Genomic DNA, 15,738 nt, shown 5'->3' on the forward strand with positions numbered 1-15,738 from the left:
TATCAGTCCTCGTCCAGGATGGCCGGAACCTTGAAGCGGCCTTCGTATGCATCGGGGGCGCCGCTCAGGGACTGCTCGGCCGTGAAGGTGTGGCCCACTACGTCTTCGCGGAACACGTTGGTCAGCGGAATCGGGTGGGACGTGGCCGGGACGTCATCACCGGCGGCTTCACTTACGGACTTCACTGAATCGACGATGACGGCCAGTTCGCCGGCCATCCGGTCCAGCTCTTCAGCACTCATCTCGATGTGCGCGAGACGCGCGAGATGCGCGACGTCGTCGCGGTTGATCGCAGCCATGGATCTCCCCTGCAATGTAGTTTTGGTTTCCCCAATAGTCTACGTTGCAACAGTGTGCCCGCCTGACGACCCCCAGCGGGCGTCAGACGGGCAGCACCGACCCGCAGCTTTGCTCCAGGCAGCCGGAGCTGCCAGGAGCAGGAGCCGCAGGCAGCTTTACCCTAACCGATGCCGATGGCTCCCGTCAGCATTCCTACTGCGAGCATGACGAGCGCGACGACGGCGCTGCGCCACAGCACTTTCTTGTGGTGGTCGCCCAGGTCCACCTTGGCTAGGGACACCAGCAGCAGGATGGCGGGAACCAGCGGGCTCTGCATGTGGAACGGCTGTCCGGTGATGGAGGCACGGGCCATCTCGGCGGAGCTGATCCCGTAGTGGGCGGCCGTCTCGCTCAGGACGGGCAGGACACCGAAGTAGAAGGCGTCGTTGCTCATGAAGAACGTCATGGGGATGCTAAGGACACCGGTGATGACTGCCATGAGCGGTCCCATGCTGGACGGGATGATCTGCACCAGCCACGCAGACATGGCCTCGACCATGCCGGTGCCGGTCAGGACGCCGGTCAGGACTGCAGCGGCCATGACCATGCTCACCACGGCGACGATCGACGGGGCGTGCGCCACCAGCTGCTTGCCCTGGTCCTTGACGTGGGGGAAGTTCACCAGCAGGGCGATGGCCGAGCCGACCATAAAGACGTAGGGAAGGGGCACGAGGTCGGCGATGAGCATGCCCATGACGGCGACCGTGAGGCCCAGGTTGAACCACTGCAGCTTGGGACGGAGCGTCTCGCGGTTGGGGTCCAGTGCCGTGTCGGCCATGGCGGTGTCGCTGTCATCCACCAGCGTTTCGGTGCGTTCCAGCACGGCGACGGAGGAGCCTTCACCGCCAACGGCGGGGCCGCCCGTTGCGGGAACAGGTGCGGTACCGCGGCCCGAACCACCGCGGCCGGTGCGGCCGCTGCCGGCGGGAGTGCCGCCGTCGAACGCTTCAGCGGTAAAGGGCTCTGCCGTAGACGGCGTTCCCCAGATCTCCGGCTGGGTGGCGCGGAGGCGGTTGCGCTCCTGCAGGCCGAGCACCCAGGCGAAGACCAGCACGACGGCGAGGCCGGCGATCAGTGACGGGATCATGGGAACGAAGACCTCGTTGACGTCGATCTTCAGGGCGCTGGCGGCGCGGGCGGTGGGGCCGCCCCAAGGCACGATGTTCATGGTGCCGTTGGCCAGGCCGGCCACGCAGGTGAGGACCACGGGGCTCATCTTCAGCCGGAGGTAGATCGGCAGCATGGCCGCCGTGGTGAGGATGAACGTGGTGGAACCGTCGCCGTCGAGGGACACCGCGGCAGCCAGCAGGGCGGTGCCGAGCACCACCTTGGCGGGGTCGTTGCCCAGCTTGCGGAGGATGAACCGCACCAGCGGGTCGAACAGCCCGACGTCGATCATCAGGCCGAAGTAGATGATGGCGAACATCAGCAGGGCTGCGGTGGAGGTCATGGACTTCATGGAGTCCAGGACCATGTCCCCGATGCCCAGTCCCGCCCCGGCGAACAGCCCGAAGACGGTGGGAACAATGATCAGCGCCAGCACGGGCGTCAACTTCTTCGTCATGATCAGCACCATGAATACCGCGATCATGGCGAATCCAAGTAATACCAGCACGGCCGGCTCCTTTGTCAGTCAATGGCACCACTACGGTGTGATGCGCACTACAGACGTTAGAGTGGCCCGGGTCACGGCAGTGCCTTTGGCTCAATTGATTGGCATACTGCTTATTGGGAGCATTTTGCTCATTTAGCTCACCGGGTTGATTTCCCCCTGGTTCGTCGCTGCCGACACCATGGGAAAGCCCGTCATAGCGGCCACGACCCGTCAGGAGGGCAATGAAGCGTCCGGCACCGAGGCAGTCCCTGCGGTTCTCCACCCAGACCCTGCTGCTCCAGCTCGGAGTGGTTTTGCTCGTTGTTCTGCTCAGCGGCGCAGTCCACGCCTGGCTGACCTACGAGCGGCTTGGCCGGGAAGCGGAAAACCAGGCACTCACCCTCGCCCGCACGGTGGCCTCCGATCCCGCAGTCCGCGGGGAGGTCCAGGCCATCAGCCGGCAGGAAGGCACTCCCCCGCGGGACGTGCTGCTTGCCGGCCCGCTGATGGCGGTGGCCGAGGGTGCGCGGACCCGCACCGGCGCACTGTTTGTGGTGATCACGGATGAAACAGGCCTCCGGCTGGCCCACCCGGACGCCGAGCGGCTCGGTGAAAAGGTCAGCACCGACCCCTCCGAGGCCTTGTCGGGCAAGGAGGTGACCACCCGGAACACCGGAACGCTGGGCCCTTCTGCAGGTGCCAAGGTGCCCGTGTTCGCCCCCGATTCGGCGGCCATAGTGGGCGAGGTCAGCGTGGGGTACTCCACCGAGAGCATCGTCCAGAGCCTGGCCCGGGACATCGTGCCCATCGCACTGACCGCGGCAGGTTCGCTGGTGGCCGGAATCCTGGCCTCCTTCCTGCTCCGACGCCGGCTGCAGCGGCTGACGCTGGGCCTGGAACCGGAAGAAATCAGCACGCTGGTCCACGACCAGGTGGCGGTCCTCCAGGGCGTGGACGACGGCGTGATCGGCGTCGCGGCGGACGGCCGGATCAGCGTGTTCAACGCCGCTGCCCAGCGGCTCCTTGGCCTGCCGGACCTCGCCGGGACGCCGTGGGAGAAGGCTCCGGTACCGGGGCAGCTGAAGGCCCTGACCCGGCCGGATGCGGCCGAGGCGGACGCTGTCGAAATCATTGCCGGCGCGCGGGTGCTGGTGGCCAGCGCCCGGAAGGCCCTTCACCGGCAGGAGGACCTGGGCTGGGTGGTGATGCTCCGCGACCGCACCGAGCTGCAGCACCTGACCCGCCAGCTGGACGCCGTGGGAACCATGTCGACCGCCCTGCGGGCCCAGCGCCATGAATTCGCCAACCAGCTGCACACCATTGCCGGCTTCATGAGCATCGGCCAGCACCAACAGGCGCGTGACTACCTGGCCCGCCTCGCCGCCACGGGTCCGCTGAAGTTCCCGGTGGACCAGGCCGAGCTGCTCCAGGACCCGTACCTGCAGGCGTTCGTGGGAGCCAAGGGCGTTGAGGCCGACGAGCGCGGCGTGGCGCTTCGGATCGGTCCGGAAACCCTGGTGCGCGGCCAGGTCACCGAGCCGCAGGACGTCACCACAGTGCTCGGAAACCTCATCGACAACGCCGTCAATGCCGCCGTCGCCGGCTCTGCTGCGGACCGCTGGGTGGAAGTGGAACTGCTGGACGAACCGGGACCCGACGGCGGCACGCTGCACATCGTCGTCGCGGATTCCGGCGACGGGCTCCCGGCCGAAACGGCTGAAAGCGGGCCGGAGGCGGTTTTCGCGGAGGGATTCACGACGGCGGCACGGCCGGCCCGTGCCGGCGGCGGGCAGGGTCTGGGCCTGGCCCTGTCGCGGCAGCTGGCCCGGCGCCGCGGCGGCGACGTCCGGGTCCTGGACCCCGGGTCGCCCGGGGGGCCCGGGGCGGTGTTCATGGCAACGTTGCCGCGGACCACTGCCGATTCTGTTAAGAACGGGTCTGTTAAGAACGGCGCGCCCGTCAGCGACGACGGGCTCATCAGGAAGGACAGTGATGGCTGAGGATTACAGGGTGCTGATCGTGGACGACGACTTCCACGTGGCCAAACTGCACGCGGCCTACGTGGACTCGGTGGCGGGATTTTTGGCGCTGCCCCCGGCCGGTTCGGCGGCGCTGGCGCTCCAGGCCATCCACAGCCTGCGTCCGGACCTGGTGCTGCTGGACGTGTACCTGCCGGACGCCTCGGGACTCGACCTGCTCCGCCAGCTGGACGTGGACACGATGATCCTGAGTGCGGCGTCGGACGCGGTCTCGCTGCGGGTGGCGTTCCGCCGCGGCGCCCTGGGCTATCTGTTGAAGCCGTTCACCGCCGAGTCGCTGTCCCAGCAGCTCCGGTCCTATGCCCGGTACCGGCGGATCCTCGCCCAGCCCGGGGCGCTCGACCAGGACACGGTGGAGCGGGCGAAACGCTCCTTGATCCCCGGCGACGCCTCGGTGTCGGCCAAGCCGCGCTCCGCCACGGAAGCGGCCGTGCTCGAGTCCCTGGAGCCCGGGGAACAGTATTCGGCGGCTGAAGTGGCGGCGCGGGTTGGCGTTTCCCGCGCAACCGCCCAGCGGTACCTGTCCTCGCTGGCGGACGACGGCGCCGTCGACATCCAGCTCCGCTACGGAACGACGGGCCGCCCGGAACACCGCTACGGCCTGCCGGCTTCTTAAGCGCGAACGGACACTTGAGGCCCATCCCCCGGCGCGAACGGACACTTGAGGCCCTCACGCCGGGGGCCCCAAGTGTCCGTTCGCGCTCCGTCGGCCGGCGCTCTGCTCTGCTAGCTGGCGCTCTTCTGGGCCACGAGTTCGATCTCCACAAGCATCTTCGGGTCGAGGAACGGCAGCACGTGGACCAGGGACAGGGTGGGGCGGATGTCGCCGAACACTTCTCCGTGGGCCCGGCCGGCGTCTTCCCACTTGCTGATGTCCGTCAGGTACAGCTTGGACTGGACCACGTCGTCGTATTCGAACCCGGCGTCGGCCAGGACTGCGCCCAGCTTTTCCAGGATGTACTTGGTCTGGGTGTAGAAGTCCTCACCCACGATTCCGTTGTCCCCGCTGGCGGCAGTGGCGGAGATGTACAGGGTATTGTCCACCTGCACTGCACGGGAATAGCCGAGGGTCTGCTCCCAGCTGGAGCCGGAACCGAATGTCTTGCGCATGGTGTGCCTTTCGATGATGCCTTGAGTCGGCACCACTCTAGGGCGGCTAGACGTCGAGCCGGTAAACCAGCAGCTTTATGTCAGTATCCGGCACAAACCAGTCCCGCTCGGGAACACGCTGGAAGCCGGTCTTGCGGTACAGCCCGTGGGCGCTTTCCCAGGTGCCGCCTGTTGTCAGGGCCACGGCCTTGATGCCGTCGAGCGCCTTCGCGTGGCCGATGATCGCCTCAACCAGGGCCTTGCCGGCGCCGCTGCGCTGCACCGCCGGATCCACCACCAGCATGCGGAATTCGAGTTCGTCGGCCAGTGCGATGTCGGCGAACGGTTCACCGGCGACGGCGAGCGTCACCGATGCCACGACGCGTCCGGCCCGCTCGGCAACCCAGATGGTGGCCTGGCTGGCCCGGGTGGCCACGTCCTGGATCTGCAGCATGTAGGGGTGGTCGGCACTCGCGAAGTAGCCCGCGGCAAGGTAGGCGTCCCGCGTAATGCGGGCCACGGCGTCGAAATCTGCCGCTACGGCGGGCCGAATGAGGATCTGCGAATGCACTTATCAATGGTAGTCGCTGGCCCCTCCGGCCGTCCCCGAAAGGGCCGTTTCCGTGACTGAACTATCACCGGGAACTATTACCGGGAGGAGTGCCCGCCGGTCCTGTCCACGTTGCTTCCTGTTGAGCTGCGTGTCCTGGGCGTTGCCCCGTATTTCCCCGTATTCCGGGCATTGCCCTGTATTTCCGGCCGTTTCTCCAGTGGTCGGCAGCGCTGGCAGGCAGCGGGGAGCCTGTGGTTGATTTGCACCACCCGACGCCGCCCCGACAGACAGGACCACCACCATGGCCCCCGCCCAGCGCACACTGCACCTCAATGCCTTCCTCATGAGCACCGGCCACCACGAAGCCTCCTGGCGGCTGCCTGAAAGCAACCCCTTTGCCAGCACGGACATTGGCCACTACCGCAACCTGGCCCGGATTGCCGAGCGCGGAACGTTCGATTCCATCTTCTTCGCCGACTCCCCCGTGGTTTTCGGCGACGTGGGGCGCCGGCCCGCCGGGAAGCTCGAACCCACGGTCCTGTTGACCGCTATCGCCGCAGCCACCGAGAAGATCGGCTTGATTGCCACGGCCTCCACCACCTACAACGATCCGTTCAACCTTGCCCGCCGCTTCGCTTCGGTCGATTTCGTCAGCGGCGGCCGTGCCGGCTGGAACGTCGTGACCACCGCAGGGCCCGACGCCGCACGGAACTTCGGCGTCGATGACCAGCCTGCGCACGCCACCCGGTACGAACGGGCGGCTGAGTTCCTGGACGTTGCCGGCAAGCTGTGGGACAGCTGGGACGACGACGCCGTTGTTGCCGACAAGGAGGCCGGCGTGTGGGCGGACGCGGACAAAGTCCGGCCCATCGACCACGCGGGAAAGCATTTCCGCGTGCGGGGTCCGCTGAACGTGCCGCGGTCGCCGCAGGGCTATCCGCTGATCGTCCAGGCCGGATCCTCCAAAGACGGCAAGGGCCTCGCGGTGCAGTACGCCGAGGCTGTGTTCACCGCACAGCAGACGCTCGAGGACGCCCAGGCTTTCTACACCGACCTGAAGGCCCGCACCGCGGCGGCCGGACGCAACCCCGAGGGCATCAAGATCCTGCCCGGCATTGTTCCGGTGCTGGCCGGCACGGAAGCCGAGGCCAAGAAGCTGGAACGCGAACTGGATGAGCTCATCCGGCCCGAATATGCGCGGCTCGAACTGGCGAAGACCCTGGGAGTCAGCCCGGAGGACCTTCCGCTGGACCGGCAGCTGCCCGCAGAGCTCCCGGACGAGGACTCCGTCCAGGGTGCGAAGAGCCGGTACACCCTGATTGTGGAACTTGCCCGCCGCGAAGAGCTCACGGTGCGGCAGCTGATCGGACGCCTTGGCGGGGGCCGCGGGCACCGCACCTTTTCCGGCACACCCGAGCAGGTGGCTGATGCCATCCAGCACTGGTTCGAAAACGGCGCAGCCGACGGCTTCAACATCATGCCGGCCGTGCTCCCCTCAGGGCTCGAGGCCTTCGTGGACCACGTGGTGCCAGTCCTGCCGCAGCGCGGCCTGTTCCGGAGGGAGTACACGGCCAGCACCCTGCGCGGGCACTACGGGCTGGAACGCCCGGTCAACCGCTACACCGCCGCCAGGCTGGCCGCCGCCGGGGCGTAAATCCCTACAGCGGAAACTTCCCGGACAGCTCCAGGGTCCCGGCACAGGTCCAGGCGGCAAGGCGCTCCTCATCGGAGGGCCCGCCGTCGAGGGGGCTGGTCAGCCGGGGACGGCGGACCCAGCAGCCGGCCTCCTCGGCGATCAGGGCGCCGGCGGAAAAATCGTGCTCGTTGAGTCCGCGTTCCCCGAAGGCGTCATGCGTGCCGTCCGCCACGAGGCACAGGTCCAAGGCAGCGGACCCGAGCCGCCGAACATCGGCGAATCCGTCCATAAAGCCGCCGAGGGCCTCGGCCTGCTCCGCGCGGACCCCCGGATCGTAGCTGAACCCGGTGGCCAGGATCTGGCCTTTCCGCCCGGCGACGGGACCGGTGAGCTGGGTCCGCTGGCCCCGTTCCTCCAGCCAGGCGCCGCCTCCGCGCGAGGCGTAGTAGACGCGGCCCAGGGCCGGGGCGTTCACGACGCCGGCGAGCCAGGCGCCGTCGGGACCGGCCACTGCCACTGAGGTGCCGTAGTAGACGATGTTGCGGATGAAGTTGGTGGTGCCGTCCAGCGGATCAATGGACCAGCGGTAGCCGCTGGGATTCCCGCCGCGGACGGTGCCGTGTTCCTCACCGGTGACGGTGTCCTCCGGGCGTGCCCGGGTGATGACCTCCCGTACGGCGTTTTCAGCGGCGACGTCGAAAGCGGTCACCCAGTCCCCTGCGGCGCCCTTGTTGCTGACGTCCAGCTGGGCGGCGTCCCGGGCCGCGAGAACCGCGGCCCCGGCAGCGGCAGCCGCTTTGGCCACCTCGAGCAGCTCAGCCGTCGTGCTGCTCATTTCGCTGACTCTTCCCCGTGGTGTCCGGCGTCATGGAGTTCGGCGTCGTGGAGTCCGGCTTCCTGCAGTTCGGCGTCGTCGGGTTCGGGATCGCCCGGTCCGGCGTCGCCGGGTTCGCGCTCGTCCGGCCCAGGCTTGCCGCCGCTGCCGGCGGCTTCGTCCGCAAAGGCTGCGGGGCCGTGGGCCAGCAGCGCGCGGAATCCGTCCTCGTCCAGCACCGGGAGGCCCAGCTGCTCGGCCTTGTCCAGCTTGGTCCCGGCATTCTCGCCCGCTACGACATAGCTGGTGTTCTTGGAAACCGAACCTGCCGCCTTGCCGCCGCGGATGAGGATGGCTTCCTTGGCTTCGTCCCGGCTGAATCCTTCAAGGCTTCCCGTGACCACGATGGACAGCCCTTCCAGGGTCCGCGGTGTGGAAGCGTCCTGCTCATCCTCCATCCGCACGCCGTCCTCTGCCCACGTGTCCACGATTTCGCGGTGCCAGTCCTCGGCAAACCATTCCGTCAGCGCCGCCGCGATCACCGGGCCCACGCCGTCGACGTGGGCGAGTTCCTCCTCGGAGGCCCGGCGGATGGCGTCCATCGAGCCGAAGGCTGTGGCCAGGGCCCGCGAGGCCCGCGGCCCGACATGCCGGATGGACAGCGCCACAAGGACGCGCCACAGCGGCTGGGTCTTGGCCTTTTCCAGTTCGCTGAAGAGTTTTTCCGTGGTGGCCGTCGGCTTGGAGGGCGTCTTGGCCGTGCCCTTACTGTAGAAGTACGGCACGAGTTCGTATTCGCCGGTGGGCACGCCTTTTGACCGCTTCTCCCGGCGGATCCGGACATTGGCAAGGTCTTCGCGCGTGAGCCGGAAGAGCGTGGCCTCGCTGGTCAGCGGCGGCGTTTCCGGCTCCGCCGGCTGGGTCAGGGCGATTGCGGCTTCCCAGCCGAGCGCTTCGATGTCGAAGGCGCCGCGGCCGGCCACGTGGAAGACACGTTCACGCAGCTGGGCCGGGCAGGACCGCGCATTCGGGCAGCGGATGTCGACGTCGCCCTCCTTTGCCGGGGCAAGCGGTGTTCCGCAAGATGGGCAGTCCGTGGGCATGACAAAGTCCCGCACGGGCGGATCCTGCTGGTCACGAAGGGCAAGTACGGGCCCGACGATCTCCGGGATGACGTCGCCCGCCTTGCGCAGCACCACGATGTCGCCGATCTTTACGCCCTTGGCCTTGACGACTTCCTGGTTGTGCAGGGTGGCCATTTCCACGGTTGAGCCCGCAACCTTGACCGGTTCCATCACTCCGAAGGGGGTGACCCGGCCGGTGCGTCCCACGTTGACGGCGATGTCCAGGAGCTTGGTGTGGACCTCCTCCGGCGGGTACTTATAGGCGACGGCCCAGCGAGGTACCCTCGAGGTGTACCCGAGTGCCCGCTGGGTGGCGAAGTCGTCCACCTTGACCACAATGCCGTCGATCTCATGCGTGAGGCTGTGCCGCTTGTCGCCGTAGCGCTTGATGAAATCGAGGACTTCCTTCAGGCTGCCGAGGACCTCAAAGTACGGGCTGGTGGGCAGGCCCCACTCCGCGAGCTGGCGATACGTGTCCGACTGGCTCACCGTGTCCAGCCCTTCGCGGGTACCGATGCCGTGCACGTACATGCGCAGCGGGCGCTTGGCGGTCTCCGCCGGGTCCTTCTGCCGAAGCGAGCCGGCCGCGGCATTCCGCGGGTTGGCCAGCGGTGCCTTCCCGGCCTCGATCAGGGCTTCATTGAATTCGGCGAAGGCCTGGGAGGGAATGAAGACTTCGCCGCGGACCTCCATCTCGGCCGGGAAGTTCCCGCCGGTCAGCTGCTGCGGGATTTCCTTGATGGTCAGGACGTTGTGCGTGATGTCCTCGCCGGTGTAGCCGTCCCCGCGGGTGGCCGCCCGGACCAGTTTGCCGTCGCGGTAGAGCAGGCTCACGGCCAGGCCGTCAATCTTCAATTCGGTGAGCCACGCCGGCCCGGCCGCTCCGTTGCCGACTTTCGCGATGCTGGCTTCCGCCTTGGCGATCCAGGCCTCGAGTTCCTCGAGCGAGAAGACGTCCTCAAGGCTGTACATCCGCTGGAGGTGTTCGACGGCGGCAAACGCGGCGGACACTTCGCCGCCCACTTCCTGGGTGGGCGAATCGTTGGACACCAGCTCCGGGTGCATGGCTTCGATCGTTTCGAGCCGGCGGAAGAGTTCGTCGAACTCCGCGTCCGAAATGATCGGGGCGTCTTCCTGGTAGTACGCGACGCGGTGTTTGCGGACCTCTTCCACCAGGTTTTCGTATTCCTCGCGCACAGCCCCGGAGGGCACTTTCTCCCGGGAATCGCTCTCCCCGGAAGTGCTTGCCTCGGAAGTGCTTGCGCCTTGCGTTTCGGTGTCTGCTGCCGTGTTCCCTGTGCTCACAGACCTATCCTGCCTTAGATCTCCGACATTGTCCGGCTCCCGACGCTCATCGTGCCGCCCCCACGCGGCCCAGGTCCGGTTCAGTCTGGCTGCGGTTTTCCGGCGGCAGCGCGATCTGCAGCTTGCGGACCTTGCCCCGGCCCACGATGTAACCCCGGCCCGGAATGAAATCGGAGCTGACCTTGCCGAGCGACGTGCTGAGGAGGCTGTCGCCTTCGATGTCCCCGGGGTTGATCAGCAGGCCGCGACGGCCGGACTTGAACGGCTGCGACAGGGACCAGGCGGAGGACCAGGTGGAGGTCTCGGACTCCCCCACCACCCACTGGTCGGCCTTGATGGAGGTGGTGACAAGCCGCTCGATCCCGGACTCGGCCCCGGTGTCCGTGAACTCGGTGAGGCCCTCGATGAAGATGGCAAGCCTGCCGGGGTTCTCCGCGGAGTGGTCCACCAGCCCGTCGATGGCTTCCTCGACGTCGTCGGCGCCAACAAGGGTCCGGTTCCATACCTTCAGGGAGGCGACGGCGGACCGGCGGGAGCCGATGTAGATGAGCTCGGTGCCGGGGTTGGACCGGCGCAGGGCGTAGGCCATGGTGACCAGGGCCACCGTGCGGCCGGCGCCCGGCGGGCCCGCAACGAGCAGCGGACCCTTGGCCAGGATTTCGGCAGGCTGCAGCGTCTCATCGTCCACGCCGATGACCGGCAGGTCCGGGCTTCCTGCGGGGAGGATGTCCAGGTCGACCTGCTCGGGCAGGCGTTCGATCTGGGGCGCCTTCTGCACGCCTTGGCGCAGCATGGCCTCACTGAGCTTGTTCACCTCGCGGGCCTGCAGCGCCAGGTTCGAATCGCCGCCCAGCACGGCAAGCTGGACCTCGTGTACTACCAGCAGGCCGCGGCCAGGAGGTGAGGCCTGGCTCAGGACGTCCTTGGGCACGTCCAGCGAGATGTAGTCGTCTTCGGAGGAGAGGCGCAGCACCAGGCGCCGCTGGATCGATGCCAGCAGCGAGGCCGGCACCGAGTTGGGCCGGTCGCCGGTGACCACCAGGTGGATGCCCAGCGGCCGGCCGTCCGTGGCCAGTTGCAGGAAGATGTCCCACAGCGCGGACAGGCGGCTGTATTCGTAGGCCTCGCGGAAGGCGGACATGCCGTCCACCAGGATGAAGATCCGCTTCTCGTCCGGGTCGTTGGCGAGCTTCCGGTACTCCACGATGGTGGAGGCCCGGACATCGGCGAAGCGGGCGGCGCGGTCATCGGCGACGTCGCGCAGCCACCGCAGCAGCCTGCCGACGCGTTCGACGTCGTCGCCGTTGATGATCTCGCCCACGTGCGGCAGTCCGTCGAGCATCTTTAGTCCCGAGGACCCGCAGTCGATCCCGTAGACGTGGACCGGTCCCCCGCGCGGGGTGACGGCAGCGGCAATGGCAATGCCGCGCAGCGCGGCCGACTTGCCCGAGCCGCCGGTTCCGTAGATGGCCATGTTGCCGTCTTTGTCCGGCTCGTAGAACACGGTGGGCTGGTCCTGGTGCGCCGGGTCGTCGGCCACACCGAGGAGCAGGCGTTCGTCTGTCCTGGGGTTGGGGAGCTTGGAGAAGTCGTAGGTCTTGGCCAGCTCGTTGAGCCACGGCTTCCGTGGCGGGGCGATGGACAAGACCTCCGCGGCCTTGATGATGTTGGCGGTCATCCGGGCGATGTCATTGGGGCCCGCAGGTTCTTCCCGCACCGGTTTCTCCGGCGCCGGTGCAGCCCAGCTGGGCCCCGAGCCGAAGGCCATCTCCACGATGTCGATCTGCGGGGCCTGCGGCTTTTCGGTGGTCCAGCCGCCGGCGTAGCCGGTCTGGAAGCCCTGGATGCGGCCGGGGCCGGTCTTCGCGGCGCCGCGCCCCGGGATGGAGGGGTCGAAATACGCAGCGGTGGGCACGCCGAGGATGTCGGTGGCGTCGTCCTCGTCGGCCATCCGGAGAGCCACCCGCAGGTTGGTGTTGGCGCGCAGGCTTTCCTTGATGACGCCCGCCGGCCGCTGCGTAGCCAGGATCAGGTGGAGTCCCAGGGACCGGCCGCGGGCGGCCACATCCACCACCCCGTCCACGAACTCGGGAACTTCCGTGGCCAGGGCCGCGAATTCGTCCACGATGATGATCAGGTAGGGCGGAGCCTCGGGGTCCGCCTCGCGCTGGAGGCCCAGGAGGTCCTTGGCCTTCTTCCGGTTGAGCAGGTGTTCCCGGTAGTGGAGTTCAGCCCGCAGCGATGTCAGTGCCCGGCGCACCAGGTGCTGCGAGAGGTCGGTCACCAGGCCCACGGTGTGGGGCAGGTGCAGGCAGTCCGCGAAGGCCGCGCCGCCCTTGTAGTCCACGAACAGGAAGCTCACCCGGTCGGGGCTGTAGGCGGCTGCCATGCCCATGACCCAGGACTGCAGGAATTCGGACTTGCCGGCGCCGGTGGTGCCGCCCACCAGCGCGTGCGGGCCCTCGTTCTTCAGGTCGAGGTACAGCGGTTCGATGCCTTTGGATCCCACCAGTGCCCGGAGTGTGCCGTTGTCCTTGCGGTTGGCAACGGCCGTGGAGTGGACCGAGTTGTTCTCCTTCCAGCGGTCCGCCACTGCGTGGGGGTTGTCCATGAAGTCCTTGCCGATGAGGCTCACGTAGGACACTGCCCGGGGCAGGTCGGAGTCATCGTCCACGGGCTTGCCCACGTCGATGACCGGGGACAGCATGCGGGCGAGCTGGGAGGCGAGTTCGGCGTCGAGACTTTCGCAGCTGACCGGGTAGGTGTGGCGCCCCAGCCGGACCTGCCCGGTGGTGGTTCCATGGTCGCCGTCGACCACCATGAAGTCGCGGCACGCGGCGGGGAGGGACTGGACACTGGTGGCCACCCACATAACGTGGATCCCCGAATCGGGGCCGCGTTCCACGAGTCGTGTCAGCCGGCCGCGGTCAACGGGAGCGTCGTCTTCGACAATGACCAGGACGGCCGGCAGGACGGGTCCCGGGACGTCACTGTTCTCGTTGTCGATGCCGGGCCGCGGAACCGGGCGGGGCCCCTGCGCGCCGGCTTCCCGCTGGTCGATGAGGTCTTCCAGCCTGGCCAGCAGCGAGGTTCCGCCGGCCGGGCCGGCCGCGAGATGGTCACCGCTGAGCGGGCTGTGACCCGAGCCGACGTGTGGCAGCCATTGGAGCCAGTTCCACCGTTCCCGGGACTGGGCGGACGTGATCGCCGTGACCACGACTTCGGCCGGGGAATGCAGCCCGACGGTCTGCAGCACCACGCCGCGCGCCACATCATCCACGAGGCCGCGGGCGCCGGCAAGCCCGAAGGCGCCGGCGGTGCGGAGCTGGGACACGATGGGCACGCCTTCGATGTCCTGGAACTGCTTGAGGCAGGCCTGGATTTCCTGCATGTACTCGGCTTCGGTTTCGTTGTTGGCCGGCTCCTCGAACCTGATGCGCGACGGCGCCGTCCCCAGCCCGAAGCGCAGGCCCAGGAACCCCTTGTGCTCGGGCCGGTGCGTCCAGAGCAGCGGTCCCAGCTTGTAGATGGAATCCACGGTGTCACTGACGGACGGAGCTTCCTGGAGCCGCACGGACCGCTCCACCTTCTGCAGCTCGGTGATGTCCGCGCGGAAGGCGGCCATGGCCTCGCGGAACTGTTTGAGCTGTTCCTTGCGTTCCCGCTTGCCCTGCATTTTGTGGTCAACGTAGTGCCCGATGATGAACAGCGGCATCATCATCATGAACAGGACGGAGAGCAGATTGCCGGTGACGGCAAACAGTACGGCGCCCATCAGGAGCGGCGTGACCAGCATGATGTACGGGAACGGCTGGTGCTCCTGGCGCTTGGGACCGGCCGGAAGGACCCGCTTGGGCGGGGCGAACCGCGGCACCACCCGCGGTGAGCGGTTGAAGTCCACCAGCGGCGACGTCGGCGCGCCCCCGTGGTGGCCGAGCGTCACCACGGCAACGGTGGTGTCGCCCAGGGTCACGGTGTCGGAGGAGTTCAGCGTGGCTCGGATAACGGGCAACCCGTCCATGATCAGCCCGTTGGCGGAGTTGGTGTCCGCTATTTCCACGGTTTCGCCCACCGTGATGCGGGCGTGCCGCTTCGACGTCATGGGGTCCGAGAGCCTGATGTCGACGTCCCGGTCCCGGCCGATGTAGCTCGTGCCCGATGGCAGCGAAAACTCCTGCCCGACGTCGGGACCGGACAGGACACGGAGGGTCGCCGCGGCGGGTCCGCGGTTAGCCCCCGGTGCGGCAAACTGCTCGCTGACCTGTGTCAACGACACAATGGACCCCGGCCTGAGCCCCGATTCCAGCAGGTTGTCGGCCCGGTTGAGGACGTTGCCGCGCATTCCGCCGGCGACGAACGCCTCATCAATGCACAGCGACAGGTTTTCCGGCAGCTGCGTGCCCCGCCGTTCAGGATCGGCCGCCCACAGCTGAGTGGCAATGTCGGCAACGGTAGCCAGGCCGTCAACCGTTACTGCGAGGTCCTTCGCTTCGGCCGGGTCCCGGCGCAGTGTCAGTCGGATTTTCACCCTTCGTCGACTCCCCTCATTTTGTCGATCAGGTACAGGTCATCCGCTGTCACCAGGTGTGAGGTCACGGCGTGTTCAACCAGACGGGCGCGCCGGTTGGTGGCCAGCTTTCCGCCGCCGCCGCGCAGCCCCGCCACGCCGACGCGGTCAAGTTTGTCGCACACGTTGTCCAGCTTTCTGTTGAACCGGGTCAGCGCCCAGCCGAGGGTCTTGGCGGCGGCAGCCGACGACGGGATGGCGCTGAAACCCGTGCCGTCGCGTCGCAGCATCGGCTCGGCCAGGGCAACAATGAGCGCCTTCTGGGAATCGGTGAATACGACGGGTCCGATGGTGGTGTCCCCGCCGCTTTCGTCGTCCAGGGCCTCCTGCCGGAAGGACGGCGTCTTGAGATGGACGGCAAACTCGTAAGTGGTGGGGCCGGCCGTGAAGATCACGTTGGTGTGGCTGAAGACGAGGGGTATCCGGGCTCCCGGTGAAAGCCAGGCCTGCATTCCGCCGGTGCCGTCCGCAACCGTGGCGGAGAGCATGCTGCCCACATTGCTGAGCCACCAGATGCCGTCGTACCGGGCGATCTGAAGGAAGCGCCGGTGCAGGTAAGGGTTGTCGTCGACTTCCAGGTCGCCTTCGCGTCCGATGCTGAAGACGTCCTCATCCGACGGCTCATACCACTCGCCACAGAAATCTACTGCTAAATCCCCCATATTCTGTGCCTCCTCA

Annotated in this window: 11 protein-coding genes; 3 read left to right on the forward strand and 8 right to left on the reverse strand. The window is 67.5% G+C overall.

Going from position 1 to position 15,738, the window contains the following annotated elements; translation table 11 throughout:
- Nucleotides 1-2: 2 nt before the first annotated feature.
- The gene (gene gatC / locus J7I92_RS09085; RefSeq protein ID WP_028272567.1) at nucleotides 3-299 is read right to left on the reverse strand and encodes an Asp-tRNA(Asn)/Glu-tRNA(Gln) amidotransferase subunit GatC; all 297 of its coding nucleotides are present in this window, start codon (nucleotides 297-299) and stop codon (nucleotides 3-5) included.
- Nucleotides 300-460: 161 nt separating this feature from the next.
- Nucleotides 461-1,954 carry a CitMHS family transporter gene (locus J7I92_RS09090; RefSeq protein ID WP_214839639.1) on the reverse strand — a complete coding sequence of 498 codons (1,494 nt, stop codon included), beginning with the start codon at nucleotides 1,952-1,954 and terminating at the stop codon, nucleotides 461-463.
- A 221-nt stretch (nucleotides 1,955-2,175) separates the two neighbouring features.
- Here J7I92_RS09090 and J7I92_RS09095 point away from each other — a divergent pair, with 221 nt between their 5' ends.
- Together J7I92_RS09095 and J7I92_RS09100 are read left to right on the forward strand one after the other, a co-directional pair.
- Nucleotides 2,176-3,933 carry an ATP-binding protein gene (locus tag J7I92_RS09095; RefSeq protein ID WP_251039669.1) on the forward strand — a complete coding sequence of 586 codons (1,758 nt, stop codon included), beginning with the start codon at nucleotides 2,176-2,178 and terminating at the stop codon, nucleotides 3,931-3,933.
- Complete coding sequence (locus J7I92_RS09100; protein ID WP_214839641.1) at nucleotides 3,926-4,588, forward strand: response regulator; 663 nt, start codon at nucleotides 3,926-3,928, stop codon at nucleotides 4,586-4,588. Before J7I92_RS09095 ends, J7I92_RS09100 begins: the two co-directional genes overlap by 8 nt.
- A 110-nt stretch (nucleotides 4,589-4,698) precedes the next feature.
- Here the strand turns inward: J7I92_RS09100 and J7I92_RS09105 are convergent, their stop codons facing one another.
- Both J7I92_RS09105 and J7I92_RS09110 read right to left on the reverse strand, forming a co-directional pair.
- Nucleotides 4,699-5,082 carry a RidA family protein gene (locus tag J7I92_RS09105; protein ID WP_214839643.1) on the reverse strand — a complete coding sequence of 128 codons (384 nt, stop codon included), beginning with the start codon at nucleotides 5,080-5,082 and terminating at the stop codon, nucleotides 4,699-4,701.
- A 46-nt stretch (nucleotides 5,083-5,128) separates the two neighbouring features.
- Nucleotides 5,129-5,632 carry a GNAT family N-acetyltransferase gene (locus J7I92_RS09110; RefSeq protein WP_214839645.1) on the reverse strand — a complete coding sequence of 168 codons (504 nt, stop codon included), beginning with the start codon at nucleotides 5,630-5,632 and terminating at the stop codon, nucleotides 5,129-5,131.
- 283 nt (nucleotides 5,633-5,915) lie between these two features.
- Between J7I92_RS09110 and J7I92_RS09115 the strand changes: the two genes are divergently transcribed.
- Complete coding sequence (locus J7I92_RS09115; protein ID WP_214839647.1) at nucleotides 5,916-7,268, forward strand: LLM class flavin-dependent oxidoreductase; 1,353 nt, start codon at nucleotides 5,916-5,918, stop codon at nucleotides 7,266-7,268.
- 4 nt (nucleotides 7,269-7,272) lie between these two features.
- On the opposite strand, the gene J7I92_RS09120 is transcribed toward J7I92_RS09115, so the two are convergent.
- Genes J7I92_RS09120 through J7I92_RS09135 form a run of 4 tightly spaced genes read right to left on the reverse strand, consistent with a single transcriptional unit; the run spans nucleotide 7,273 to nucleotide 15,722 of the window.
- The gene (locus J7I92_RS09120) at nucleotides 7,273-8,085 is read right to left on the reverse strand and encodes an inositol monophosphatase family protein (RefSeq protein WP_214839649.1); all 813 of its coding nucleotides are present in this window, start codon (nucleotides 8,083-8,085) and stop codon (nucleotides 7,273-7,275) included.
- The gene (ligA, locus tag J7I92_RS09125; RefSeq protein WP_396020365.1) at nucleotides 8,082-10,493 is read right to left on the reverse strand and encodes an NAD-dependent DNA ligase LigA; all 2,412 of its coding nucleotides are present in this window, start codon (nucleotides 10,491-10,493) and stop codon (nucleotides 8,082-8,084) included. The genes J7I92_RS09120 and ligA overlap by 4 nt, the downstream gene beginning before the upstream one ends.
- A 46-nt stretch (nucleotides 10,494-10,539) precedes the next feature.
- The gene (locus tag J7I92_RS09130) at nucleotides 10,540-15,021 is read right to left on the reverse strand and encodes an FtsK/SpoIIIE domain-containing protein (protein WP_214839651.1); all 4,482 of its coding nucleotides are present in this window, start codon (nucleotides 15,019-15,021) and stop codon (nucleotides 10,540-10,542) included.
- Nucleotides 15,018-15,722 carry a hypothetical protein gene (locus tag J7I92_RS09135; protein WP_214839653.1) on the reverse strand — a complete coding sequence of 235 codons (705 nt, stop codon included), beginning with the start codon at nucleotides 15,720-15,722 and terminating at the stop codon, nucleotides 15,018-15,020. Before J7I92_RS09135 ends, J7I92_RS09130 begins: the two co-directional genes overlap by 4 nt.
- Between the last annotated feature and the right edge of the window lie 16 nt (nucleotides 15,723-15,738).

Source organism: Arthrobacter sp. ISL-72 (assembly GCF_018613755.1).
Lineage (GTDB): Bacteria > Actinomycetota > Actinomycetes > Actinomycetales > Micrococcaceae > Arthrobacter.